The following is a 22570-nucleotide window of genomic DNA, read 5'->3' on the forward strand; positions in this document are numbered from 1 at the left end:
CCCGTCGGCCTCGGCAACATCCCATCGATCAGAGACCACTGAGCATCCGTAAGCAACCGAAACCGCGTCACCGCTCCAGCGTCTCAACCGATCCCCTCAACCTTTGTCAGACACGCCCTAGTCTTGACCGTGCCGGTGATCCACGCGGAGAAGTGGCAGGCCGTCGCGGCGGAGTTGGAACGCACGCTCGCGTTCCTCACCGGCGACCGGTGGACTCTGCAGTTCGCCCGACTCGCCGCCTCCGAGACGAGTGGTGTGCTGGTGCCCGACACGGCCGCTCGGACGGTTCTGGTCAGCGGCGGCGCGGACTCCGCATCCGGCGCGCTGGTGTCCGCGGCATCGCTCCGGTCCGGGGAAGGGCAGCGGCTTGTCTCCCACTCAAGCTCGGGTGCGGGAGCGAGCGCCCCGCAGCAGCGTGTCGCCGCCGCCCTGGAGGCGCTGTTCAGCGGGACGACCATCCACCATTACCAGGTGCATTTGCAACGCAGAACACATCGCCTCAACGGCACACGATTTCGACGGGAACCGTCGAGCCGCTCGCGATCGTTGCTGTTCCTCGCGCTCGGGCTGGCAGTGGCAAGCCAGAGTGGCCGCGGCCTGTGGATCGCCGAGAACGGCTTCGCCTCCATCAACCCCCCACTTGGCCCAGAGCGGGTGGGAGCATTGTCGACCCGCACGACGCAGCCTTGGTTCCTCTGGCGCGTGGGCTCACTGTTGACAGATCTGGGCGGGTACGGCGAAATTGAGAATCCCTTCCAAGCCTTGACGAAGGGCGATGAGTACCGACGCGTCGTCGAGCTGGTCGGCGCGGATCGTGCCGCGGCATTCCTCAGCGCAACGAACTCCTGCTCGCACAGCGACCAGCAGTACTTGGGTCAGGTCGCCAGTGGTTCGCACTGCGGAAAGTGCTTCGGCTGTGTCCTTCGTCGCGCCGCGTTTGCCGCGGCAGATCTTTCCGATGCCACCCCGTACCTCGCCGACCGCGGAGGACGCTTCGCGAAGTATGCGGAGCAGCGGTCGATCGAAAACGCGGTCCGAGACTTCGTCGATGCGGGCGTGGACGAGAGCTTCCTCATGACAACCCCACTGCCCCCAGCCCTCACCGTCGCCGACGCGCGGACCCTATACGCACGGGGCTTGGCCGAGTTGGAAAACTATCTGGGATGAGACGCCTACCTCCCCTGGACACGCACGCGCACGTCGCGTTGGACATCGCGCCGTTCGAGCTTGAAAAGCTGGGCGCGGTTGTCCTGATCGCTACCCGGTCACTCGACGAATACGCGCAAGTGGAGTCGCGTTCGGATCGCGCCAGCGTATGGGGGGTGGGGTGTCACCCGGGTCTCGTCGGCGCCGATCGTGGATTCGATCCGGATCGCTTTGCGACCATGCTCCAGTCGACCTCATATGTTGCGGAGGTGGGACTCGATGGCGCGTCCCGCGTTCCACGCGACACCCAGCGGGCGACGTTCGAACGCATCGTTAAGGCGGTCGAGACCTCCCCTCGGATCGCTTCAATTCATAGCTACCGGGCGACCAGCGCTGTACTTGAGGTGTTGCGTGCATCTCACCTGCGTGCGGGGGCCGTTCTGCACTGGTGGTTGGGCACGCCTGAAGAGACTCGGGAGGCTGTCGCGTTGGGCTGCTACTTCTCGGTCAACTATTCGATGACCCGCTCGCCCGACGTGCTCCGAGCTATCCCGCGAGAACGTCTACTTGTCGAGACCGATCATCCCAGCGGTGATCGTTTCTCCCAAAGCCCACGCCGACCAGGCCGGGTGGAACCGGTCGAGGCCGGGATAGCGCGGGCGCTCGGCCTCGCGCCCGCGGTTGTCCGTACTGTCGTCTGGTCGAACTTCGCCGCGCTGGTCGACGACACAGGAGTCGATTCCCTGCTCCCCGCCGCGCTTCGACAAATGATCCAGTCCGCGAGGTGAGACGCGTGGTTCCGCGCGCAGACGGTCGGGCGGGCCTAGCCCGTAGGTGACCGTCGCCGTCAGGACGCGGAACGCTCCTCGGCTGTGCTCTGCTCCTCCACGTACTGGCTCGCCGCATTCCACCAGGGATTCCCGCGGACCCGGTACAGGATGGTCCGCTCTCCGGGCACGCGCTCGACGAACTCGATGAAGTTCGCTCGGCGGAGCTTCTGGATCAGTGGGTGCACGATGCCAGGGGAGAGCCGCGTGGCGTCGGTGATCGTCTTCGATGAGAACTTCTCGCCGCGTAGCCCGGCGATCTCGACCATGACGCTGTACATGTAGCTGTTGCCGAAGACGAGCCGGGATTCCTCCGGCGCGATGGGCTCCAACATGGTCATGTCCTTGAGTGTCGCACACGCGGCCGACGTGGGCTTCAGGCCGGCCTGTGGGCGTTGATTTTGTGGTCCCTATATTTGTATCCCTGACGGTGACTTGTTATCTATGTGACGTCCACTACAGTGAATGTCACATTCACTAGTATTCGTGACTCGCATATACCGAATTAACCCGTGATAGCAAGAGTGAGATCCTGAATCGTATTTCGCGAATCTATGGCGGCAGCGTGCATTCTCCCGGACCGATTCGACCCTCACGCTGGCTTCATGACGGAGCGCGAGCAACTCGGGACGCGGGGCGGAGCGTTCCCGGCGGATGTCGGGCTGATGGTTCGCAAAGCGGGTGGCGAGGTGGACGTTGTTCCGCTGCAGTCAGCTCGATTGAGCGTCTTCGACGCCGCCGTCCCGTGGCGTGATTTCCGCTGGTACCGGGGGCAGCGGCATTTCTCGGGCAGCTACTGGTCGGCAACCATGCAATCGCATGTCGGATACGAGTCGCGGCTCGAGTACGCGAACCTGCTGTTGGCCGACTTCGACCCTCGCGTCGACTGGATCCTGTCTCAGCCGTTCCTCCTCGAGGGGGAGGACAAGGGCACACGCCGTCGCCACATTCCCGACTATCTGATCGTCCACGCGGACCAAACCGTCTGCGTGGTGGATGTGAAGCCCGCCGCGAAGCTCACCATCCCGAAGGTGCGTGACTCGCTGAGCTGGTCGCGGCGCGTGATCGAACCCCACGGGTGGGAGTACCGCGTCCAATCCGAGCCGGATGAGGTGTTGCTGCGCAACGTCGAGTTCCTTGCCGGCTACCGCCGACCCTTCCAGTTCGCCGACGGCGACGTCACCGGCGCGCTCGGCGAGCTGAGATCGCCCATGGCGTTCGGCGAGGCGGTGCGCGCGATTCCGGCCGTCGCCGGCGGGCTTCTCGCAGCACGCGCGCTTGTCCTGCACCTGCTGTGGGCTCGCCGGCTGAGCACCGACCTGACTCGACTTCTGAGCGCCACGAGCATCGTGACGCGGGCCTGAGATACCACCCCCTCAACACCTGAAGGAGATAGCGATGAGCAGCACGTGGACCCTGAAACCCGGCGTGGACATCGTCTACGACGGCGATGCCTGCACCGTTGCGGAGATCTGCGAGGGCGCGGTCATCGTCCGTACCCGAACTGGGCAGGTTCGGCGCCTGCGGATGATCGACCTCCTGCGCCCCCGCGCTGAGGGAGGTACGACACGCATCCCCGGAAACAGTCGCGATGAGGACGCGGCTCCACTGGGTGTCGTCTGGGCCGATGCCAGCGACGCGGCCCGCGCGGTGTCCGCCGAGCGCGCTGATCATGTGCGAGAGGTCCTCACCGGCTACCGGTCGGGGGCGGCCGAGATCGCACGTGAGGGCGAACCGAAGCTCGCCTACCATCCGGAGCGTCGCATCGAGGAGCGGATCGCGGCGAAGGCGCTCGAGCTCGGTAAGGGTCGCCGGACCGTCGCGAGGTGGGTGGCGCGGTATAAGGATGCCGGCGAGATCGGACTGATCGATCACCGCAAGGCGCAGCCGGGCAATCTGCTCGTCAACTTCGACGACCGCTGGGTCACGGCGGCACGTGAGGTCATCGATGAGCAGACGCCGGAGTCGAAGGTCGCGAAAAGCATCATCATCGCGAGAGTCAACGCCCGAGCCGACCGCACCCACGGGCCAGGTATCGTCGCCGCCCCTTCTCGAAGCGCCGCATACAAGATCCTCGACGAGCTCTCCCGTGGCCGCGCGACCTTCTCCGGGAGCACCAAGCGCAAGCGCTCCAACGCGAACCGGCCGCCCGCTCCGTACGGACGCCTGCACGCCACCGCGCCCGGCCAATACGTTCTCCTCGATACGACGCCGCTCAACGTCTTCGCCGTGGCCCCGGTGACGGGCAAGTGGGTCGCCGCAGACCTCACGGTCGCGATCGACCTCTACTCCCGCTGCATTCTCGGCATGCGGCTGACGCCCGGCTCAACGAAATCCATCGACGTATCCGGCGTGCTCATGGAAGCGTGCCAACCCTTCGACACTCCCGCGGAGTGGGGCACGAGCGCACGATGGCCCTTCCACGGTGTCGCCGGTTCCGTGCTCGTCGACCCGACGCGCATCCGCGTCCCGCGGTTCGTCCGTGCGGGGATCCTGCCCGACACGATCATCGTCGACCACGGCGCACCGTACCTCTCGGAGCACGTGACCAGCGCGTGCGCACGCCTGGGCATATCCATCCAGCCGGCCCGCGTCTACCAGCCCACCGACAAGAGCCCTGTCGAGAGGTTCTTCCGCACCCTCGACACGTTCCTCCAGGAACTCCCTGGCTACAAGGGCGCGGACGTCGGCGGCCGCGGCGACGACGTCGAAGCCGACGCGGTCTACACGGTCCCGCAGCTGGAGCAGATCATCCGCGAATGGGTCGCGACGGTCTACCACCTCCGACCCCACGACTCCCTCGAGGATCCCCGCCTCCCCGGCGTCAAGCTCAGCCCCGCCGAGAGATACGACCAGGGGCTCGCCGTTGCCGGGCAACTGCGGATGCCGATCGACCGGAGCGTTCTCCTCGAGCTGCTGCCGGTGGTGAAACGGCAGTTCAATCACTACGGCGTCGAGATCCACAAGCTGCGCTACACCGGAGACTCGGTCGCGAAGTACCGCAACCGCGCCCGGTCGATCCACCGAGACAAGGGCACGGAGTGGCCGTTCGTGGTCAACCCCGACGACTTGACGCAGATCTACTTCCACGACCCCGAGGACGGCACCTGGCACACCCTCGAGTGGGAGCACAAGGGAGCCTTCGACACACCGTTCAGCCTCGACGCGCTGGAGTACGCGAAGAAGATCGCGATCCGCCAGGGTCGCCCCTCTCAGGTCGACGACGTCGCCGCGCAGCTGCTCGAGGACTGGGGCGCGGGACGCGCGCTCACCCCATCGGAGAGGCGGATGAGTTCCCGCATGGCCGCGCAGCTCAACGAGAAGGATCCCGCGGCTGACGGGGTGTGGTCGCTGCGCACCGTGCAGCGGATGCTCGAGGCCGAACTGAACCCCACCACAGATCTCGGACGGGAGCTCACCGGCGAGGTCCGCGACCCACGCAAGCGCGTCGACATTCCCGAAACGGGCGATGACGACGACGAGGACGACATCGACGAGCCCACGATCCGATCCGACTACCACTTCGAGCCGATGGAGATGATCCAATGACCGCCACAGTCCCGGGCGAGCACGACGCGCCTCGCCGGCAGCGGAGCCTGTCGACCTACGAGGGATGGAAGGACTTCGCCGAACGTCCCCCGCGCGATAAGCCCGCGTTGCTAACGACCGAGCAGCTCGGATCGCTCGGCCCGGACGAGTTCGCGCGGTACAACGCGGACCGGCGGGCGTGGCACGCGAACATCCTGCTGCGCACCCGGCAGGTGCACGGGGTGCACCTGCAACTGGGCGACATCCTGGACAGCAACCTGCAGGACTCCGACCGGGTCAAATCCGCCGCCGCCCTCGACGCCCCACCGGCCCTCGGGAAGTCGACGGTGGTCAACACGTTCGGGCGCGACTTCCACCGTCAGCGGATCGCGGAAGTGGGCGAGTACCTCGACGAGGATCGCGACATCCTCCACCTCCCGGTCTGCCACATCACCGTCCCAGGGCGCCTCACGATCAAGGGCCTGCACATGATGATCCTCGGGTTCTACGCCCACCCCGCGACCGCGGGCATCCTGCACCGTTCGATGGCCGGCCGAGATCTGGCGCGGGCGGCCGCGGACTGCATCGAACGGCACGACACCCGCCTCGTGATCATCGACGATCTGCACTTCATCCAGATGCGCACCCGCGACGGTGTCGAGGTCGCGAACCAGCTGAAGTGGCTGTCCAACGAGTACAGCGCCACCTTCCTGTTCGCCGGCGTCGCGCTCCGCGAACGCGGCCTCGTCGGCGAGGGCGCGACCGGGAAGGAAGCGGCGATGGCGCAGACGTTCCGCCGCTGGACCGTGCTCAGCCTCGACCCGTACAGCCTGCGCACCAAGCAGACCCGCCAGGAGTGGGACAGCCTGCTCTGGCACATCGAACAGGCCCTCGTGCTCGCGGACGCGCACGAAGGGATGCTCGTCGACATGTCGCGGTACCTGTTTGCCCGCACCACCGGCAACATCGGCTCGCTCATGGACCTCATCCGCCGCGGCGCGTCCCGCGCCATCCGCACCGGCGCCGAGCGGATCGACCGGAAGCTCCTCGACGACATCCGCATCGACGAGGGAGCAGAAACGGAGCGCACCGAGCTGCAGGCCAAGCACGACCAAGAGGATCGGGCACGCCGTGAGCGGCGCCGACGCCGACTGAAGAGCGACGGCGCCGAAGAGACCGGCGAGGAGGCCGCCTGATGAGCGAGACGGCCGGTGCCGTGCGCGTCCTTCCGTTCCGGGTCCGCCCCTTGCCGGATGAGCCGTTCGACTCCTGGCTGGAGGCCTCGGCGGCCGCGAACCGCGCGACTGTCGCGGAGATGGCGTGCGCGCTCGGCCTGGTGGAGCAGGAGGGCGGCAGGGCGGTGTCAGCGACATCGTGGATGGCCGCGCAGTGGGCGACCGAGCTCACCGATGAGCAGGCGTCCCGGCTGGAGCGGTCGACGGGGATCCCGGCGGCGCAGTTCCAGGAGATGACGCGGATGCGGTTCGCACGCCACGCGATCCGCTACACCCGGCAGGGACGGATCAGCTTCCGCTGCCCCGTCGGCGGGATGGCGGGACGGTACTGCCCCGAATGCCTGGCGGACTCCGGAGGCAGGTGGCGGATGTCGTGGCAGTTCCCATTCACCTTCGCGTGCGTCAGACACCGCCGCATCCTCGCCGACAACTGCCCGGTGTGCCACAAGCCACCGCGTCACACCGGGCACCCGCTCGCCGGGATCCCACATCCCGGGCACTGCCACAATCCCGTCGCCGGTGCCGGGACGGGCCCGATCGCGAGCCGCTGCCGCGGCGACCTCACCGCGCATCCCGAACGCATCGCCGCACCCGACCCGGCGCTCCACGCACAGCGCCGAATGATGCAGATCCTCTCCACCGGCGAGGGCCGGTTCGGGATCTATGCGGACGCCCCGCAACCCGCGATCACCGTCCTCGAAGACATCCGTCTCCTCACCCGCGCCGCAGGAGTTACGCTCTGCGATGGCGGCGACCTCGACATGCCAGAGCTGGAAACGGACCTCCTCGCGGCGGTGCCTCGAGACAAGCATGAGTGGACGTGGGCGGGACCGCCCACAGCGGCCGGCGGCGCGGTCGGTACGACGATCGCGATCGCCGCACTCGAAGACCCCGACCGTGCGGTTCGGCTGCTGGCTGGGCGCCTCGCGGTGAGCACGTCGTACACCGGTCAGACGCCGCAGCTGCAGCGACTGATCGCCGCGTCCCTCGGACGCACCCGACGACCGACGCTGTTCCTACAAGCTGCGCCAGCCTCGGACGTAAACCCGGAAGAGCGGGCACGGAAGGTGCCCGCACAACTCTGGGATGAATGGACGAACGCGCTCACCCCACGCCGCATCAACGGCGACGTCGCCGCCTCCGCGCTGGCCGCGGCCGTCGTGTTCACCGGCACACGGCTGACCCACTCCGCTGCCCTCGCCCTCCTGGACTCGACGGCGCCCATTCGTCAGGTCACTCATGTGATGCGCGAGTTCGGGAGGCCGGGCGCGGAGACGCCCGCCCTCGCGGCGATCCTCAACCTCGCCGCCTACCTCGACAGCCACGAGACACCGATCGACTACGCACGCCGCCGCAGACTCGACTGCACTGAACTCCTTCCCGAAGAGGAATGGCAGCAGCTGTGCGCCCGACTGAATGTCCAACCCGGCTCCGGCGCCCGACACCGCCATGCGCGCGCCCACCTCTACCGGGCCATCACCGGCAACTCGATGCGACGCGCACCGGAAGCATGGGACGCGGCCGGGATATCTCCGCGGACGGTCACGACGTTCACGAAGACGCTGCCGGACACCGTGCGCCGCGAGCTGAACGATATCGGCCGCGCCTTCCTGCTCCGCCGAGGGATCGACGAGCCACTCAGCTGGGCGCCCCCGCTGTCGACGCACATCGAACCCGCCGTCCGCAGCGACCCCGTCGGTGAGTGGGCGACGGCCAGACCCGTCCGTGGCGCACTCGACACACCATCTCGCAGCCGCGAACTCATCGCCCAATACGGTGAGGGCGCGACCACCTATGAGCTCGCACGGCGGACGGGAGTATCGCGGCAGACGGTGTCGCGTGTGCTCGCCGACGGCAACAGCACCCTCCGCCGCGGACGGCCCACCACGTTCGTCATCGACGAGGCTTGGCTGCGCGAGCGGTACGAGAAGGAAGGGATGACGCTGCGACAGATCGCGGCGCTCGTCGGCTGCAGCGCTCCCACGATCGCGCACCGCATCCAAGCGGCAGGCATCACGATGCGACCCGGCCCACACGACCGCACCCCTCACCCACTGGCCGGCCGGTCACGGCTCCTCCAGCGCGCCCTCGTCGGCCGCCACCCCATCGAACGCGCGCGCCGATTCCTCATCGCCACACAGCACGACAACGTGCGCGCCGCCGCGGCGACCATCCGCACGACCCAAAGCTCACTGAGCGCCCAGCTCGCAAGCCTCGGCGCCGACGTCGGCGGGGGCCTGTTCGTTGCCGCGGCACGCAACAGGCCGATGCGCCTCACCCCACTCGGCGAACGGCTCGCTCGCGAGCTCCATCGCGCCCTCGCCGCCGACCCCCATACCCAGACCACATCACCTACCGAAGAGAAGAAGGCATCATGACCGAGAAGAAGCGGACCTCCAGTCGTCTGCAACGGGCAGCACGGGAGCGCATGAAGGTGACAGGGGAGAAGTACACCGCGGCGCTGATGGCCGTGACGGAGGACGCCGGGTCACAGACTGAGCTCAGCTCCCCGCCGACCACGCCCGCTGGTTCACTGCGCGCGTCCGTCGACCCCGAGGCGCGGCGGTGAGCCCCGGCTCTACCGAGGATGGCGAGCCGGTCCTCCAGCCCGACACGATGCAGTGGAACAACTCCGGGTGGACCGAAAAGCCGTGGTCGGCACCTCACCTGGCGCCGCTGTTCACCGAGCTCACGTCAGCGAAGAGCGCGCCGAGCTGGGCGCGTCGCGCTGTGAAGATCATCCACCGGTACACCCGCGAGCACGGCGAACCGCCGACGTTCCGCGAGCTGTTCACCGAGCTCGCCGCACAAGACCCCGACTACGCCGACCACGAGGAGGCGTGGTCGTCACGCGCAGTCCGGAGCCTCGTGATGGTGCATTGGCGAAGGCAGGGATGGGTGCGCTACCGGACCGAGACGCGCACTCTCCGATCCGGCCCCACCGCGAACGGCGACCTGTTCCCGGCTACCCGTCCGCCTCGTCGGGAGGGAGCGCGGCGAGAAGCTCCTCGAGAACGATGACGAGCTCGTTGTATCCCTGTGTGTAGAACAGCGCGTCCGAGCCCGGGGTTTCGCCGCCGACGATATCGGCGAGCACGGTGCGCGCTTCCCGAGTTGCGGCCTGCAGTCGTGTCTCGATGTCCGGCAGGCTGCGGATCCATTCGTCGATGACGGTGAAGCGGATGGGCGTGAAGTCGTGGGCGTCGACGCCGACGTGGAACTCGTGCCCGTGGGGGCCGTGATCGCGGGCATGCGTGTGACCGTGCAGCAGCGGAACGCCCTCGTCGCCGCGTGGGCGGTGCGTCGTATGCCGGTCGGTGCCGTGCGAGTCGCCGCTGTAGGGATAGTGGGATGCCAGGATCCGGTACCCGCGGCGGGTGCCCTCGATGACCTCGGGGAGTATGCTCCACCCGGCCGCCTCGTACAGCGGGGCGAATCGTTCGATCGCGCGCCTTGACTGTGTTGCCGGCGAAACTCGGTCGTGGTTGCCGGGCACGAGAAATCGTCGCCCGTTCAGGTGCTCGGTCAGCCCGACAGATTCCTCGATCGGTCCGAGCGCGAGGTCACCGAGATGAAGGACGATGTCGTCCGGTCCCACGACCTCGTTCCACCGTCGCACCAGCTCCGCGTTCATCTCTTCCACGGTCGCGAACGGGCGGTCGGCGAGTTCGCTGATCCGTGCGTGGCTGAAGTGCTGGTCCGAGGTGACGAAGTCCACCTGGTCGAAGTCAAACCACGGATACTGGCTCACACCGGCCTCCTTCGATGAGCGTGGCCCTCGAGAAATCTAGGGATATCTATCGTTTCGCTAGACGGGTGTAGATGTTCCTAGAGATCATCGAGGTCGACCCCGAAGCGCGCCGCCAGATCCTCGAGCGGTTCACTGCTCATGCCGTCGCGCTCACGCACGACGCGCTCGACCTCGCGGTCGTCGATCGCTTCGACCAGCTCCTCGAGCACCCGGTCGATGTCGCCACCGCTTGCCGCGGCGAGTCTCGCCATTTCCCTTGCCGCGTCAGCGAGCGTGTAGAGCCGCTCCCATGGGTGGTCTCCGTGACGGGCGATCGCGACGGTCTCACGTGTGTAGGCGCGTTCGTCCCCGGCGACGAGCCAGTGCTCCTCGCCCTCAGCTGTGATGAAGAAGTCGACCACACACTCCCCACACGGCATTTTGTAGACGCCCGGTTCGGTGGGTGCCGTCTCGGTCGCACGCGTGATCATCTCGCGGATGACGCCTTCCCAATCGACCGCCGGTTCATCGTCGCCCATGGGGACCTCCCGAAGTAGAACAGAGAAGTGTCTCACTTCGGCACCGCGGCGTCTAGGGCTCAGCCCCGTCGCGTTCGCGCATCAGTTCGCTTGACCACCGATGGTCTACCCGAGCTGGTGGGCAAGAATCACAGCCTGCACGCGGTCGCGGACGCCGAGCTTGGCGAAGATTCGGTTGATATGCGTCTTCACCGTTGCGGGTGAGAGATGCAGTGCCTGGCTGATCTCGCCGTTGGAGAGGCCGAGCGCGATCGCGTTGAAAACGTCGCGTTCTCGGGGGGACAGAACCGAGAGGCCCTGTCCGCCCGGGACGGGCTGGTCGCGGCCGGTGTAGGCGTCGATGAGCTGCCGTGTGATGCGGGGCGTCACGATGGCATCGCCTCGAGCGACGACGCGTACGGCGTCCACGAGTTCTTGGTGTGTCGCAGTTTTGACGAGGAACGCACTCGCCCCCGCGCGGAGTGCCCCGAAGGCGTACTCGTCCAAGTCGAACGTCGTGAGTACGATCACGCGGCTCCGCAGCCCGCCGTCGACAATTGCGCGGGTGGCGTGGATACCGTCTTGACGCGCTGTGGGTGACGGAACGCCGCACCCGACTGTCGGCCGGCTATCTCGACCGGCGGTTCGCGGAGCTGCGGGACGAGGCCGGCTTGTCAAAGGCCCTGACTCTGCACAGCCTCCGGCATTCGTACGTGACGCACCTGCTCGAGTTCGGCTACGCCGACCGATTCGTCCAGGAGCAGGTCGGGCACATGCATGCTTCGACGACCTCGATCTACGCCTCCGTCAGCTCGGACTTCAAGAACCGGGTACTCGCGGACGCATTGAAGGCCCTCATCGAAGGAGAAGCAGATGACCGTTGAGCTCGAGACCGCATGGAGCCTCCGCAGCGTGATGGCCTCGCGCGGGATCTTCCAGACCTCCAAGCTGAAGCCGTTGCTCGAGGAGCGGGGCGTCGACCTGTCCCGGGAACAGGTGTACCGACTGGTGACGCAAGCACCGCAGCGGGTTCGCATCGACGTGCTCGCCGCGCTGTGCGACGCGTTGGAGTGCTCGCTCGACGACCTCGTGCAGGTCACCCGCCGGGAGGCTGCGGCCCCGGTCGCGGTGGGTGAAGAGGCGACGCGGGGTGCGATCGGCGATCTGCGGCCCGTGCGGGCCACGATCCGTCGCCCGCGCTCGAAGTAGGCCGCGGTGGCGAAGCCTCCGCAGGAGCCCAGGGTTGCTGAGGTCGCCGGGCTCGTCCACGCGATCGCGCCGGAGATCCCGGTGGAGCGCCTTGTTGAGATCGTGGCTGAAGTCGCACCCGTGCCGCTCACCCAACGGCGTCTCGAACTCGCACTCCTCAAACAACCTGGAGTCCTCGAAGGGCGACACCGGAACGTACCGGTGACGGTGCAGGATCTGGCCCACGCTCTCGTGAACGAGGGTGCCGGGCGGGTCGTCTTGCCTACATGCGATTCCTGTGGACGTGCCGTTCGGATGCCTCACAAGACGCAGACCGGCGGTCGCCACTGCTCGCGCTGTGAACGGAATGCCCGATCGGTCGCGTGTGCCAGATGCGGACGAGTTCAGCCCGTGCAGCGCACCGTCGATGGGCAACGGTTCTGCCGGGACTGCTGGCGAGCCGATCCGCGGTCGTTCGGCGACTGCTCGCGATGCGGGCAGAACGCCACGATTATCGTCCGTCGCCCCGCGCTCGTCTGTCTCGCGTGCTACACCGCGCCGGTCAAGATGTGCGAGCTCTGCGGGGAGCCGGGCCGCGTAGCGACGCACCTGGACGGCCGACGGGTCTGCGCCCGCTGCTACTACGCGATGCGACGCCCCCAGCCGTGCCCGGAGTGCGGGCGGAAGGTGTTCCTCACTGGCTTCATGAATGGGCACAAGGTCTGCGCCGAGTGCGCAGGAGCTCCCGTGACGATGGCATGCCCGGGATGCGGGACGATCGAAGAGGTGCGCAAGCACCGGCTATGCGTAGAGTGCCGGCGACCTATCGCCATCCAGCAACTGCTTGCTGACGACAGCGGAGAGATCCGCCCCGAGCTGCACCCGCTCGCGGAGTATCTGGTGACGCACCACGGCAGTGCGATCTCCCTCGAGCGGTGGCTGTACAAGAGCCGCTGTGCGGTCGTCCTCCGTGAGCTCGCCGATGGCACGCTGCCCCTCACCGCGGACGCGATCATGACCAGAGCGCACGCCGGCCAGTCCGTGGCATTCCTGCTCTCGCTCCTCATCCGCTCAGGCGTGCTGCCCGATTTCGACATCCAAGCGGCGAGGTTCGAGCACTGGTTCCAACGGTGGCTTCCGACCGTCCCCCATCCCGAGGACCGGCTCCTCCTACGGCGGTACTGCACCTGGGAGCTGCTGCCGTCGGGCAGATCACTCAGGGGCAGACCAGCTACGGCCGTCCGATCCGGCTCCACCTATCAGAAGGTGCGTGCGGCGCTGAAGCGGTGCGCGGCCCTCCTGCAGCAGATCCGCGCGAGCGGCGAAACGCTGACGACATACCCGCAGCGATCTCTCGACGGCTTCCTCACCGGTTCGCCCTCACAACGGGATGCCCTCGCGCCGTTCACCCGGTGGCTGCGACGGCACCGCCTGAGCCGCCTCCGGGTCGAGTTCCGCAGCCATCGCCTCGAAGGGCGCGACTACGCCGCCGACCATCGGTGGACGATGGCACGCGCGTTCATCACGCGAGACGACATGGATCCCGTGACGCGAGTCAGCGGATTGCTCGTCCTGTTCTACGGGCTCCACCTGACCCGCATCGCAGCGATCACCCGCGCACAAGTCGATACGACCGCGCGCCCCATGACGCTGACGGTCGGAACTGAACCGATCGAGCTGCCCGAAGTCCTCGCCGAAGCAATGGTCCAGCTGCTCGACGGCAACCGCTCCGACACTTGGCTCTTCCCGGGCAGGAACCCGGGCCGACCGATCACCCCCGGGCCGCTCAGCCGTCGACTCCGTCAAGAAGGACTCCTCGCCGGCAGCGCTCGTGTCACCGCGCTGATGGACCTCACCCGACAACTGCATCCTCGAATCGTGTCCGACCTGCTCGGCATCACGGCGTCATCAGCTGCCGCCTGGGCACGCCTCTCCGGGGGCGAATGGTCCGACTATCCCGCGCTGCGCTCAACCTCGACCTGAGCACCAATGGCCTCCCGCTACGCTTGCGCCTCCAGTGGGACTGCCTGAATTATCGGACAGACCCCCGGGCTTGGCTACAGATAGCGGCAGACCTGATCCGAGCTGCACGTGTCGGGCTCGACGTGCTCGGCCTGGTCGCGGAGCCCGGCGAGGGTGTCGCGCAGGTCGTGGAGCTGCCTGAGCTGCTGGTCGATATCGGTGAGGCGTGCGTCGAGGAGGTCGCGGACGTGGCTGCAGGGCGCTTGGCCGTGGTCGCGGATGTGGAGGATCTGCTGGATCTGGGCGAGGGTGAGTCCAGCGGCTTGGCCGCGGTGGATGAAGTCGATTCGGGCGATGGTCTCGGCGGTGTAGTTGCGGTAGCCGCTGGGCGTGCGCCCGGCCGGCGGCAGGAGCCCCTGGTCCTCGTAGAACCGCAACGTCTTCGCCGTGGTGCCGGCCGCGTCGGCGAGCTCTCCGATCCGCATTCCCCGCCCCCCCTTTTCGCTGGTCGCAAATTTCGTGCTTGACCTTCCCCTGTGGTGGAAGGTTCATGATGAGTGTATCAGCGGGATGTTCCAAGATGTCCAGGGAGGAATAAGGATGCCATCGAGGTTTGATCTGGCCGTGATTGGGTCGGGTGGCGCGGCATTCGCCGCGGCGATCCGCGCCACCACACTGGGAAAGTCGGTGGTGATGATCGAGCGCGGCACGTTGGGCGGCACGTGCGTGAACACGGGGTGCGTTCCGTCCAAGGCGCTGCTCGCGGCCGCCGAGGCCCGCCACGTGGCCGCGGATGCGGGCTCCCGGTTCCCGGGGATCGCCGCCACCGCTGGCCCGGTAGACATGCACGGGCTGGTGGGTGGCAAGCAGGACCTGGTCGAGGCGATGCGGAGTGAGAAGTACATCGACGTGGCAGAAGCCTACGGCTGGCCGGTCCGCCAGGGCGAGGCGGCGTTCGCCGGCACGCCGGATGCGTCGGTCCTCGAGGTCACCGCCGCGGACGGCACCGTCGAAACCATCGAGGCCGCCCACTACCTCATCGCCACAGGCTCCCGCCCGTGGGCTCCTGCCATCGAGGGGCTGGACGGCGTCGACTTTCTCACCTCGACGTCGGCGATGGAGCTGTCCGAGGTGCCTGACTCGCTGCTGGTGCTCGGCGGGGGCTATGTGGCGCTGGAGATGGCACAGTTGTTCGCCCGGCTCGGCTCGAAGGTGACTCTGCTGGTGAGGTCCCGGCTGGCGTCGAAGGAGGAGCCGGAAGTCTCCAAGGCGTTGCAGGAAATCTTCGCCGACGAGGGCATCCGAGTGGTCCGCCGCGCCATCCCCACCCGCGTCACCCGCGACCCGGGCACCGGCCAGATCGTCGCCGCGGCCGAGGTCTCGGGCGGCGTGCAGGAGTTCCGTGCCGACGAGATCCTCGTCGCGCTCGGCCGCGCCCCGGTCACCGACGGGCTCAACCTCGAGACCGTGCAAGTGAAGACCGGCGCGGCCGGAGAGGTCGTGGTCACCGACCAGTTGCAGTCCTCCAACCCTCGCGTCTGGGCGGCTGGGGATGTCACCGGGCACCCCGAGTTCGTCTACGTCGCAGCCCGGCACGGCACGTTGGTCGCCGAGAACGCCTTCACTGACGCCAGCACGTCGGTCGACTACACGCGGATGCCGCGGGTCACATTCACGAGCCCTGCCGTCGGCGCGGTCGGGATGACCGAGAAGGAGGTCATCGCGGCCGGGATCCGCTGCGACTGCCGTGTCCTGCCACTGGAGTACGTGCCCCGCGCGCTGGTGAACCGGGACACCCGCGGGTTCATCAAGATGGTCGCCAACGCGGACACCGGCGAGATCCTCGGCCTGACCGCGGTCGCCAAGGACGCCGGCGAACTCGCCGCCGCAGGTGTCCACATCCTCGGCAAGACCATCACCGAGGTCGCCGACGCGTGGGCCCCGTACCTGACCACGGCCGAAGGCATCCGGATCGTAGCCAAGGCCTTCACCACCGATGTGTCGATGCTGTCCTGCTGCGCCTGACCGCGCGCCAGACAGCGGATCCACCCCATCAGAAACTGGAGCCTCGCCCGCTCCTCGATCGGCCCGCCCGGGTCGAATCGATCTCCCCGGCCAGCGGCGACACGATCCGCGTCACCGTCGACTCGACCGCCGGTGTCACTAGCGTGGAACCGGCGACCGCGGTGGTGTCCTTGGTCAGCCCCGAGGCCATGCACTCGATTCGCTCCTCGTTCTGCAACCAGGTCCACTACTTCGCTTCCCGCGAGGACGCCGCCGGATGGCTCACGGAACACCCGATGGCCCAAATCCTCACGGTCGCCGATGCCTTCGAGGTTGGCAGCACCCTGATCACCGAGATGCTCGAGCGCCCCCGGACCGGTGCCGACGAACTGTCTGGAAGCTGCTGCGGTCCCGAGACCTGCTGCTGAGACGGCACCACGAGAGGACAGAACACCAATGCCTCCCAACCAGGACGACCAGCGAGGCGGCCGTGGCCTGCTCCTTGGGGCCGTCGCCGCACTGCTCGTGGTCGGCTGCTGCGCCCTCCTTCCACTTCTCGTCGTCGGAGGCACGATCACAGGGATCGGCACCCTCCTCCGCAACCCGTGGGTGATCACGGGCGGTGCCGCACTCCTGATCCTCGCGGTGGTTGCAAGCATCGTGATGACAGCGCGTGCCAGGCGACACCGCCGCGAAAACGACCCCGACTGCTGCCCGCCCCTTCGCCCGACCATAACGAAGACAGACCCGAGGCGAAGGGAAACCGGAACCAAATGATCATGGCCATTAGACCCCGGCATGCGGCCCGCCCGATAGGCCCCTAGCCAGCAGGCAAGTCGCCGATCAACGCGCGCGAACTCTGATGTGAAATCTAAAGGTCATCCGCATGGTCCCGGATCAAGCCGTCACGCGGCGGCGACGTCCTGCGCGGTCACGTGCTTGCCTTCCGCGTCGACGCGGCGCGCAGGCCGTTGAGGATCACGATCACCTCGGCGATCTCGTGCACCAGCACCACCGCCGCAAGCCCCAGGACGCCAAAGAGGGCGAGCGGGAGCAGGGCGGTGATGATCAGCAGCGACAGGATGATGTTCTGGTTGATGATGTGCCGCCCCCGACGGGCATGGGCGAACGCGCGCGGGAGAAGCCGCAGATCGTGACCGGTGAAGGCCACGTCGGCCGACTCGATCGCGGCGTCGGAGCCCGTCGCGCCCATCGCGATCCCGATGTCCGCGGCGGCCAGCGCAGGGGCGTCGTTGATGCCGTCGCCGATCATCGCGACCGGCCCCTTCGCACCGAGCTCTGCGATCGCGGCGGCCTTGTCTTCGGGGCGCAGCTCGGCGCGGACGTCATCGATCCCTGCATGCGCAGCGAGGGCGCGGGCGGTGCGGGCGTTGTCGCCGGTGAGCATGGTCACCCCGATGCCCTGGGTCGCGAGGGTGCGGACCACTTCAGGGACCTCGGGGCGCAGCTCGTCGCGGACGCCGATCGCGGCGACCGGGACGCCGCCGCGGTGGACGATCACGACTGTCATGCCCTGCTCCTCCAGCCCCGCGACCCGGTCGCCGAGGGTCCCGGCGTCGAGCCAGCGCGGGCTGCCGACGGTGATCCGCGCGCCGGCGAGCTCGCCCTCGATGCCGTGCCCGGCCTGCTCGGTCACGCCCTCCGCCGCAGGGGCATCCGGCGCTGCGGCGGTGATCGCGGCGGCGAGGGGGTGGGTGCTGTGCTGCTCCAGAGCGGCCGCCCACGCCAGCGCCTCCGCCTCGCTCACACCGTCCACGGTGAGGACGGCGGTGACGGCGGGCTCGTTGCGGGTGAGGGTGCCGGTCTTGTCGACGGCGACGTGGCGGATCACGCCGAACCGCTCGAACGCGGCACCGGACTTGATGATCACGCCGAACTTGCTCGCCGAGCCGATCGCCGCGACCACGGTCAGCGGCACGGAGATCGCCAGTGCGCAGGGCGATGCCGCGACCAGCACGACCAGGGCGCGGGTGATCCACAGCTCCGGGTCGCCGAGCAGCGAGCCGATGATCGCGACCAGGGCGGCGAGGATCAGCACGCCCGGGACGAGAGGGCGGGCGATGCGGTCGGCGAGGCGGGCGCGGTCGCCCTTCTCCGCCTGAGCCTTCTCCACGAGGTCGACGATCGTGGTCAGTGAGTTGTCGGTGCCTGCCGCGGTCGTTTCGACCTCCAGTGCCCCGGCGGTGTTGATTGCGCCGGCGGAGACGGCATCGCCGGGTTCGACCTCGACCGGGATCGACTCCCCGGTGATCGCGGACGTGTCCAGGCTGGAACGTCCCGTGCGGACGACGCCGTCGGTCGCGATCCGCTCACCCGGCCGCACCAACATCAGCTGCCCGACAGCCAGATCCTTCGCGGCGACCTCGACCGAGACGCCGTCGCGGCGGATGGTGGCGGTCTCCGGGACGAGCTTGAGCAGTGCCCGCAGCCCGCCGCGGGCACGGTCCATCGCCTTGTCCTCCAGCGCCTCGGCGATCGAGTACAGGAATGCCAGCGCTGCGGCCTCCTCGACGTAGCCGAGGATCACCGCGCCGACCGCGCTGATGGTCATCAGCAGCCCGATGCCGAGCTTGCCCTTGAAGAGGTTCCGGATCGCGCCCGGCGTGAACGTCGACGCGCCCAGCAGCAGGCCGATCCAGAACAGCACCAGCGCAGGGATCTCCATCCCGGACCACTCCAGCGCCAGACCGGTGAGGAACGCCACACCGGAGAAGACCGGGACCATGATCCCGCGGTCCCGCCACCAGCGGCGCTCCGCCTCCTCGGCCTCTTCGCCGACTGCGGTCTCAGGCTCGTCGTGCTCGCAGCCGCACGCCGCGCTCACGCGCCCGCTCCCGTCCCGCAGCAGCCCGGCACCGTGCACGAAGCGTCCATGCAGGGCGCGTGCTCGTCCACCGCGAGCGTCACGTCCACCAGCGCGGTCAGCGCCGCCGCGAGGTGCGGGTCCGCGATCTCGTAGCGCGTCTGCCGCCCTTCCGGCTCGGCGACCACGATGCCGCAGTCGCGCAGGCAGGTCAGGTGGTTCGAGACGTTCGAGCGGGTCAGCTCCAGCTCACGCGAGAGCACCGCCGGGTAGCTGGGGCCGTCGAGCAGGGTCATCAGTATCCGGGAGCGCGTCGGGTCCGCCATGGCCCGGCCGAGCCGGTTCATGACGTCGAGACGTGGAGCAATGGTCAGCATGCACTGATCATACAGTGTTGACTGAATTAATCCCAGGATGAATAGTGCACCCTGCGACATTCGGCCCTACCAGTAACCCCGCGGGCGCGCAGCAGCAGCCCGGCGTTTTCGAGCGCGCCGAGGACGCGGACGATGCTGGTGGTGTTGCAGGACACCACCCGGGTCAGGTCCCGGCCGAGCGCGGTGGCGTAGTTGGCCTGGGCGACGAAGGAGTGCCCGGTGGTCGAGTGCGCTTCCCCGCCCTGCACGATCACCTTTACTCCCGCCGCCTGGTAGCGGGGCAGGTTTCCGGCGGCGACGTGCTTGGGGGTCGTATCGACGATCACGTCGCTCTGCGCGAGGAGATCGTCGAGGGTTCCCTCGGGGCGGATGTCGGTGTCCACCATGCCGCTGTGCGCGTCGGGGGTGGCGGCGAATACGGGCAGCCGCGGGACGGCGGATTGTATTCGCCAGTCGGTGACGATGTCCGCGACGCCCACCAGGTGCATGTCGGGTTGGGCGTGGACGGCGTCGGCGACCCTCTTGCCGATCACTCCGTACCCGTTGACGCCGACTCTGATCCTGTCCATCTTCGTCTCCTTTCGTGGTGTTCTTGAGCCGTGCGCGGGTCAGGGGCGGGGTCGGCGGCGCCGCAGCGTCCACAGCAGATAGCTGCCGAGGGCGCCGATCGTGCCGGTCCCGGCGCCGATCAGGACGCCTTCCCGGGAGCGCCATTTCGTGTTCCCGCCGACGAGGGTGCCGATCCCGCTGATCAGCGCGGCGGCGATCATTCCCGCGACGACACGGTTGCCGACGCGTTCGGCGCGCCCGACGAGAGGTTCCAGCTCCGTCGCGCGCAGGTGCACCTCGAACCCGCCGTCTTCGAGGAGATGCCGGAGCCGGCTCAGGGTGGCGGGCAGCTCGGTGAGCAGTGCCCCGGTGTCGGCTCCCGCGCGCGCCCATCGCCGGGCCAGAGCCGGCAGGGACAGCTGGGCGCGGGTGAGCTGCTCAGCGTAGGGCTGCAGGGCGTCGAGCATCTGGAAGTCCGGATCCAGCCGCGCCGCGGTCCCTTCGGCCATCATCAGCACTTTGAACAGCAGCGCCGTCTCCTGCGGAAGGTGCAGCTGGTGCTGCTGCAGGATGCCGAGCAGCTGCTGGAGCATGATTGCGAGGCTGATCTCCGACAGCGAACGGCCCCGGTAGCGGGCCGTGAACGCGGTGATCGCCTGCCGCAGCCCTGCCCGGTCGACGACGTCGGCGGTCCGGGAGAGTTCTATCAGGGCGGTGGTGAGGGTGTCCGGGTCGTCGCGGGTGAAGGCGAGCACGATGCCGGCGAGGCCGTCCGTGGTCTGTTCGGTGAGCTCCCCGACCATCCCGAAGTCGATCAGCGCGAGCGCGCCGTCGGGCTGCACGAACATGTTCCCGGGATGGGGGTCGGCATGGAAGAACCGGTTGTCGAACACCATCGTGAGCACGATGTCGGCACCCAGCCGCGCGAGTGCGACCCGGTCGATGCCGGCGGCGTCCAGGCCCTCCAGGTCGTCGATCCGCACCCCGCTCATCCGCTCCAGGGTCAGCACGCGCGAGGTCGTGGTCTCCCCGTGCACGCGGGGAATCCGCACCCGCGCCGCGTGGGCGAACTCCTGCGCGAACCGTTCGGCGTTGCGGGCCTCCTGCAGGTAGTCCAGCTCGGCACGCAGCGTGCGGGAGAACTCCTCCACCAGCCCGGGCAGGTCGTACTGCCGGATGGCATCCCAGCGCCGGTCGGCGCGGTCGGCGAGGTTGCGGAGAATGTCCAGGTCTTCATGCACCTGCGCGACCACGCCGGGCCGGCGCACCTTCACGACGACCTCGGTGCCGTCGTGAAGAGTTGCCGCGTACGCCTGCCCGATGGACGCCGCCGCCAGCGGCACCGGGTCGAACTGGGCGAACACGTGCTCTGGGTCGGCGCCGAGCTCTTCACGGAGCACGTCCCGAATGCCCTCCCACGGTGCCGCGGCGACGTCGTCCTGCAGTTTGGCGAACTCGGCGACCCATGCCGCGGGGAGCAGATCGTGCCGGGTGGAGAGGATCTGGCCCAGTTTCACGAACGTCGGCCCGAGCTCCTCCAACGCGACCCGCACATGCTCGGGGTTCGTGTAGGGGTCCTCCTGCCGGGCGTGTCCGAGGGCGCCGCGGTGGAACGGCACCAAGCCGCCCAGGCCCAGCACGCCGGCCAGGACGCCGAGTCCGTGCCGGCGCAGCACGGCCCCGATCTGCCGGTACCGGCTACTCCCCGCGCCCATCAGCTCACGCCCCTCTCGGCTGGAGTGCCGGCCGATGCTCGTTCGAGGATGAAGTCGACGCGCGCGTCGGGGGCGAGTGCGGGGACGGTGACGACGGGAAAGCCCAGCTCCTGGTACACCAGCCCGAGCAGGTCGTGGATGCGCCGCTGCGCGGCGGGGTCCTCGGTGCGCGCGTAGTCGGACGCCAGCGGGAGCAGGTCAAGCAGGAACACCGTCGCGTACCGGGCGCCGGCCAGCGCGCCCAGCAGGGCGGTGCCGGGGGCGAGGCCGAGGAAGCGGTAGTAGGCGAGCGAGTCCGGCAGAGCACGGTCCAGGAACACGGTCTGTTGCGGGTCGAGGGAGCGTTCCTGCTCGATCTGCATGTCGACGACGGTGCGCTGGAACTCGCTCTGCCGTGCCCGCACCTCCGCGGTGCTGCGCCCGGTGATCCGTTGCAGGTCGATGTAGTGGCGGGCGTGCTCGATTGTGGTCGTGTACCCGCGGCCCCGCAGCAGGTTGACCGTGGTGGTCTTGCCCGAGCTGGGACCGCCCGTCACGACGTGCCAACGGGTGGTCTGTGCGGGCCGCGGCTCCTGGATGCCGGTCATGACCTCACCCTACACCCTGTACCCCTACAGGGTATGGTAGATTGTGGGTGGAGGTGCGAGATGGCACACGGGTATGTGGACAACAAGCCGGCGCTGCTGGCGCGGCTGAGCCGCGCGGAGGGTCAGGTGCGCGGGATCGCGCGGATGATCGACGAGGACGTGTACTGCATCGACGTGCTGACCCAGGTGTCGGCGGCGACGAAGGCGCTGGAGTCCGTCGCGCTGTCGCTGCTGGAAGACCACCTCGCGCATTGCGTCGCGCAGGCGACCGCCGAAGGCGGCCCGCTCGCGGAGGAGAAGCTCCGCGAGGCGAACGCCGCGATCGCGCGCCTCGTGCGCTCCTAACGTCGTCCCCACTCACATCGTTCAACGCTCTTGAA

At 68.2% G+C, this 22570-nt stretch carries 22 protein-coding genes and 1 pseudogene; 13 read left to right on the plus strand and 10 right to left on the minus strand.

What is annotated here, in order from left to right; genetic code table 11:
- Positions 1-129: 129 nt before the first annotated feature.
- The gene (locus L0965_RS16675) at positions 130-1167 is read left to right on the plus strand and encodes a 7-cyano-7-deazaguanine synthase (protein ID WP_234057896.1); all 1038 of its coding nucleotides are present in this window, start codon (positions 130-132) and stop codon (positions 1165-1167) included.
- The gene (locus L0965_RS00010; RefSeq protein WP_101305224.1) at positions 1164-1934 is read left to right on the plus strand and encodes a TatD family hydrolase; all 771 of its coding nucleotides are present in this window, start codon (positions 1164-1166) and stop codon (positions 1932-1934) included. Before L0965_RS16675 ends, L0965_RS00010 begins: the two co-directional genes overlap by 4 nt.
- Positions 1935-1993: 59 nt before the next feature.
- Here L0965_RS00010 and L0965_RS00015 read toward each other — a convergent pair whose 3' ends face one another.
- Positions 1994-2314, minus strand: a complete 321-nt coding sequence (locus L0965_RS00015; protein ID WP_113681778.1) for a hypothetical protein — start codon at positions 2312-2314, stop codon at positions 1994-1996.
- Between the two features lie 264 nt (positions 2315-2578).
- Between L0965_RS00015 and L0965_RS00020 the strand changes: the two genes are divergently transcribed.
- The 5 genes from L0965_RS00020 to L0965_RS00040 are packed head-to-tail and all read left to right on the plus strand — an operon-like array spanning position 2579 to position 9305.
- Entirely contained in the window at positions 2579-3337 is a 759-nt protein-coding gene (locus L0965_RS00020) for a TnsA-like heteromeric transposase endonuclease subunit (RefSeq protein ID WP_198553656.1), read from the plus strand.
- A gap of 34 nt (positions 3338-3371) precedes the next feature.
- Positions 3372-5522, plus strand: a complete 2151-nt coding sequence (locus L0965_RS00025) for a DDE-type integrase/transposase/recombinase (RefSeq protein ID WP_101305226.1) — start codon at positions 3372-3374, stop codon at positions 5520-5522.
- The gene (locus L0965_RS00030; RefSeq protein ID WP_101305227.1) at positions 5519-6697 is read left to right on the plus strand and encodes an AAA family ATPase; all 1179 of its coding nucleotides are present in this window, start codon (positions 5519-5521) and stop codon (positions 6695-6697) included. Before L0965_RS00025 ends, L0965_RS00030 begins: the two co-directional genes overlap by 4 nt.
- Positions 6697-9114, plus strand: coding sequence for a TniQ family protein (locus L0965_RS00035; RefSeq protein ID WP_101305228.1), 2418 nt, complete (start codon positions 6697-6699; stop codon positions 9112-9114). Before L0965_RS00030 ends, L0965_RS00035 begins: the two co-directional genes overlap by 1 nt.
- The gene (locus tag L0965_RS00040) at positions 9111-9305 is read left to right on the plus strand and encodes a hypothetical protein (protein ID WP_101305229.1); all 195 of its coding nucleotides are present in this window, start codon (positions 9111-9113) and stop codon (positions 9303-9305) included. Before L0965_RS00035 ends, L0965_RS00040 begins: the two co-directional genes overlap by 4 nt.
- A 396-nt stretch (positions 9306-9701) precedes the next feature.
- Here the strand turns inward: L0965_RS00040 and L0965_RS00045 are convergent, their stop codons facing one another.
- From L0965_RS00045 to L0965_RS00055, 3 genes are all read right to left on the minus strand, one after another.
- Positions 9702-10487 carry a hypothetical protein gene (locus L0965_RS00045; protein WP_101305230.1) on the minus strand — a complete coding sequence of 262 codons (786 nt, stop codon included), beginning with the start codon at positions 10485-10487 and terminating at the stop codon, positions 9702-9704.
- Positions 10488-10564: 77 nt separating this feature from the next.
- Complete coding sequence (locus tag L0965_RS00050) at positions 10565-11005, minus strand: zinc ABC transporter ATPase (protein WP_157831539.1); 441 nt, start codon at positions 11003-11005, stop codon at positions 10565-10567.
- Between the two features lie 105 nt (positions 11006-11110).
- Positions 11111-11515, minus strand: coding sequence for a response regulator transcription factor (locus tag L0965_RS00055; RefSeq protein WP_051498749.1), 405 nt, complete (start codon positions 11513-11515; stop codon positions 11111-11113).
- Positions 11516-11541: 26 nt separating this feature from the next.
- On the opposite strand from L0965_RS00055, the gene L0965_RS00060 reads away from it, so the two are divergent.
- The 3 genes from L0965_RS00060 (at position 11542) to L0965_RS00070 (ending at position 14155) form a co-directional block, all read left to right on the plus strand.
- On the plus strand, positions 11542-11868 hold the full coding sequence (locus L0965_RS00060; RefSeq protein WP_275587390.1) for a tyrosine-type recombinase/integrase: 327 nt from the start codon (positions 11542-11544) through the stop codon (positions 11866-11868).
- Positions 11858-12193: a helix-turn-helix transcriptional regulator gene (locus L0965_RS00065; protein WP_060960789.1), complete on the plus strand. Its 336-nt coding sequence runs from the start codon at positions 11858-11860 to the stop codon at positions 12191-12193. Before L0965_RS00060 ends, L0965_RS00065 begins: the two co-directional genes overlap by 11 nt.
- 390 nt (positions 12194-12583) lie before the next feature.
- Complete coding sequence (locus L0965_RS00070) at positions 12584-14155, plus strand: hypothetical protein (protein WP_234057897.1); 1572 nt, start codon at positions 12584-12586, stop codon at positions 14153-14155.
- A gap of 74 nt (positions 14156-14229) precedes the next feature.
- Here the strand turns inward: L0965_RS00070 and L0965_RS00075 are convergent, their stop codons facing one another.
- The gene (locus L0965_RS00075; protein ID WP_017828519.1) at positions 14230-14619 is read right to left on the minus strand and encodes a heavy metal-responsive transcriptional regulator; all 390 of its coding nucleotides are present in this window, start codon (positions 14617-14619) and stop codon (positions 14230-14232) included.
- A gap of 115 nt (positions 14620-14734) precedes the next feature.
- Between L0965_RS00075 and merA the strand changes: the two genes are divergently transcribed.
- On the plus strand, positions 14735-16159 hold the full coding sequence (gene merA / locus L0965_RS00080) for a mercury(II) reductase (RefSeq protein WP_036286088.1): 1425 nt from the start codon (positions 14735-14737) through the stop codon (positions 16157-16159).
- A complete protein-coding gene (gene merB / locus L0965_RS00085) occupies positions 16069-16566 on the plus strand; it encodes an organomercurial lyase (RefSeq protein ID WP_025104814.1) in 498 nt (165 codons plus the stop codon). The genes merA and merB overlap by 91 nt, the downstream gene beginning before the upstream one ends.
- Before the next feature lie 503 nt (positions 16567-17069).
- Here merB and L0965_RS00090 read toward each other — a convergent pair.
- From L0965_RS00090 to L0965_RS00110, 5 genes and pseudogenes are all read right to left on the minus strand, one after another.
- The gene (locus tag L0965_RS00090) at positions 17070-18983 is read right to left on the minus strand and encodes a cation-translocating P-type ATPase (RefSeq protein WP_198553658.1); all 1914 of its coding nucleotides are present in this window, start codon (positions 18981-18983) and stop codon (positions 17070-17072) included.
- A complete protein-coding gene (locus tag L0965_RS00095) occupies positions 18980-19339 on the minus strand; it encodes a helix-turn-helix transcriptional regulator (protein ID WP_060960787.1) in 360 nt (119 codons plus the stop codon). Before L0965_RS00095 ends, L0965_RS00090 begins: the two co-directional genes overlap by 4 nt.
- A 77-nt stretch (positions 19340-19416) precedes the next feature.
- Positions 19417-19908: pseudogene (locus L0965_RS00100) on the minus strand (type II glyceraldehyde-3-phosphate dehydrogenase); the annotation flags it as partial.
- 39 nt (positions 19909-19947) lie between these two features.
- A complete protein-coding gene (locus L0965_RS00105) occupies positions 19948-21603 on the minus strand; it encodes an AarF/ABC1/UbiB kinase family protein (protein WP_036286080.1) in 1656 nt (551 codons plus the stop codon).
- Complete coding sequence (locus L0965_RS00110) at positions 21603-22190, minus strand: AAA family ATPase (protein WP_101305233.1); 588 nt, start codon at positions 22188-22190, stop codon at positions 21603-21605. The genes L0965_RS00105 and L0965_RS00110 overlap by 1 nt, the downstream gene beginning before the upstream one ends.
- A gap of 60 nt (positions 22191-22250) precedes the next feature.
- On the opposite strand from L0965_RS00110, the gene L0965_RS00115 reads away from it, so the two are divergent.
- Positions 22251-22535: a metal-sensitive transcriptional regulator gene (locus tag L0965_RS00115; protein ID WP_005049572.1), complete on the plus strand. Its 285-nt coding sequence runs from the start codon at positions 22251-22253 to the stop codon at positions 22533-22535.
- Positions 22536-22570 lie beyond the last annotated feature (35 nt).

The sequence above is a fragment of the Microbacterium sp. NFH-22A-Y genome, assembly GCF_021401375.1.
Classification (GTDB): domain Bacteria; phylum Actinomycetota; class Actinomycetes; order Actinomycetales; family Microbacteriaceae; genus Microbacterium; species Microbacterium hominis.

Bases quoted from the DNA above. Each gene is read 5' to 3' on its own strand.
- L0965_RS00030 (WP_101305227.1), top strand. From the start codon at position 5,519: ATGACCGCCACAGTCCCGGGCGAGCACGACGCGCCTCGCCGGCAGCGG.
- L0965_RS00115 (WP_005049572.1), top strand. From the start codon at position 22,251: ATGGCACACGGGTATGTGGACAACAAGCCGGCGCTGCTGGCGCGGCTG.
- L0965_RS00075 (WP_017828519.1), bottom strand. From the start codon at position 14,619: ATGCGGATCGGAGAGCTCGCCGACGCGGCCGGCACCACGGCGAAGACG.
- L0965_RS00020 (WP_198553656.1), top strand. From the start codon at position 2,579: ATGACGGAGCGCGAGCAACTCGGGACGCGGGGCGGAGCGTTCCCGGCG.
- L0965_RS00050 (WP_157831539.1), bottom strand. From the start codon at position 11,005: ATGGGCGACGATGAACCGGCGGTCGATTGGGAAGGCGTCATCCGCGAG.
- L0965_RS00065 (WP_060960789.1), top strand. From the start codon at position 11,858: ATGACCGTTGAGCTCGAGACCGCATGGAGCCTCCGCAGCGTGATGGCC.
- L0965_RS00105 (WP_036286080.1), bottom strand. From the start codon at position 21,603: ATGGGCGCGGGGAGTAGCCGGTACCGGCAGATCGGGGCCGTGCTGCGC.
- L0965_RS00095 (WP_060960787.1), bottom strand. From the start codon at position 19,339: ATGCTGACCATTGCTCCACGTCTCGACGTCATGAACCGGCTCGGCCGG.
- merA (WP_036286088.1), top strand. From the start codon at position 14,735: ATGCCATCGAGGTTTGATCTGGCCGTGATTGGGTCGGGTGGCGCGGCA.
- L0965_RS00040 (WP_101305229.1), top strand. From the start codon at position 9,111: ATGACCGAGAAGAAGCGGACCTCCAGTCGTCTGCAACGGGCAGCACGG.
- L0965_RS00015 (WP_113681778.1), bottom strand. From the start codon at position 2,314: ATGACCATGTTGGAGCCCATCGCGCCGGAGGAATCCCGGCTCGTCTTC.
- L0965_RS00110 (WP_101305233.1), bottom strand. From the start codon at position 22,190: ATGACCGGCATCCAGGAGCCGCGGCCCGCACAGACCACCCGTTGGCAC.
- L0965_RS00035 (WP_101305228.1), top strand. From the start codon at position 6,697: ATGAGCGAGACGGCCGGTGCCGTGCGCGTCCTTCCGTTCCGGGTCCGC.
- L0965_RS00025 (WP_101305226.1), top strand. From the start codon at position 3,372: ATGAGCAGCACGTGGACCCTGAAACCCGGCGTGGACATCGTCTACGAC.
- L0965_RS00010 (WP_101305224.1), top strand. From the start codon at position 1,164: ATGAGACGCCTACCTCCCCTGGACACGCACGCGCACGTCGCGTTGGAC.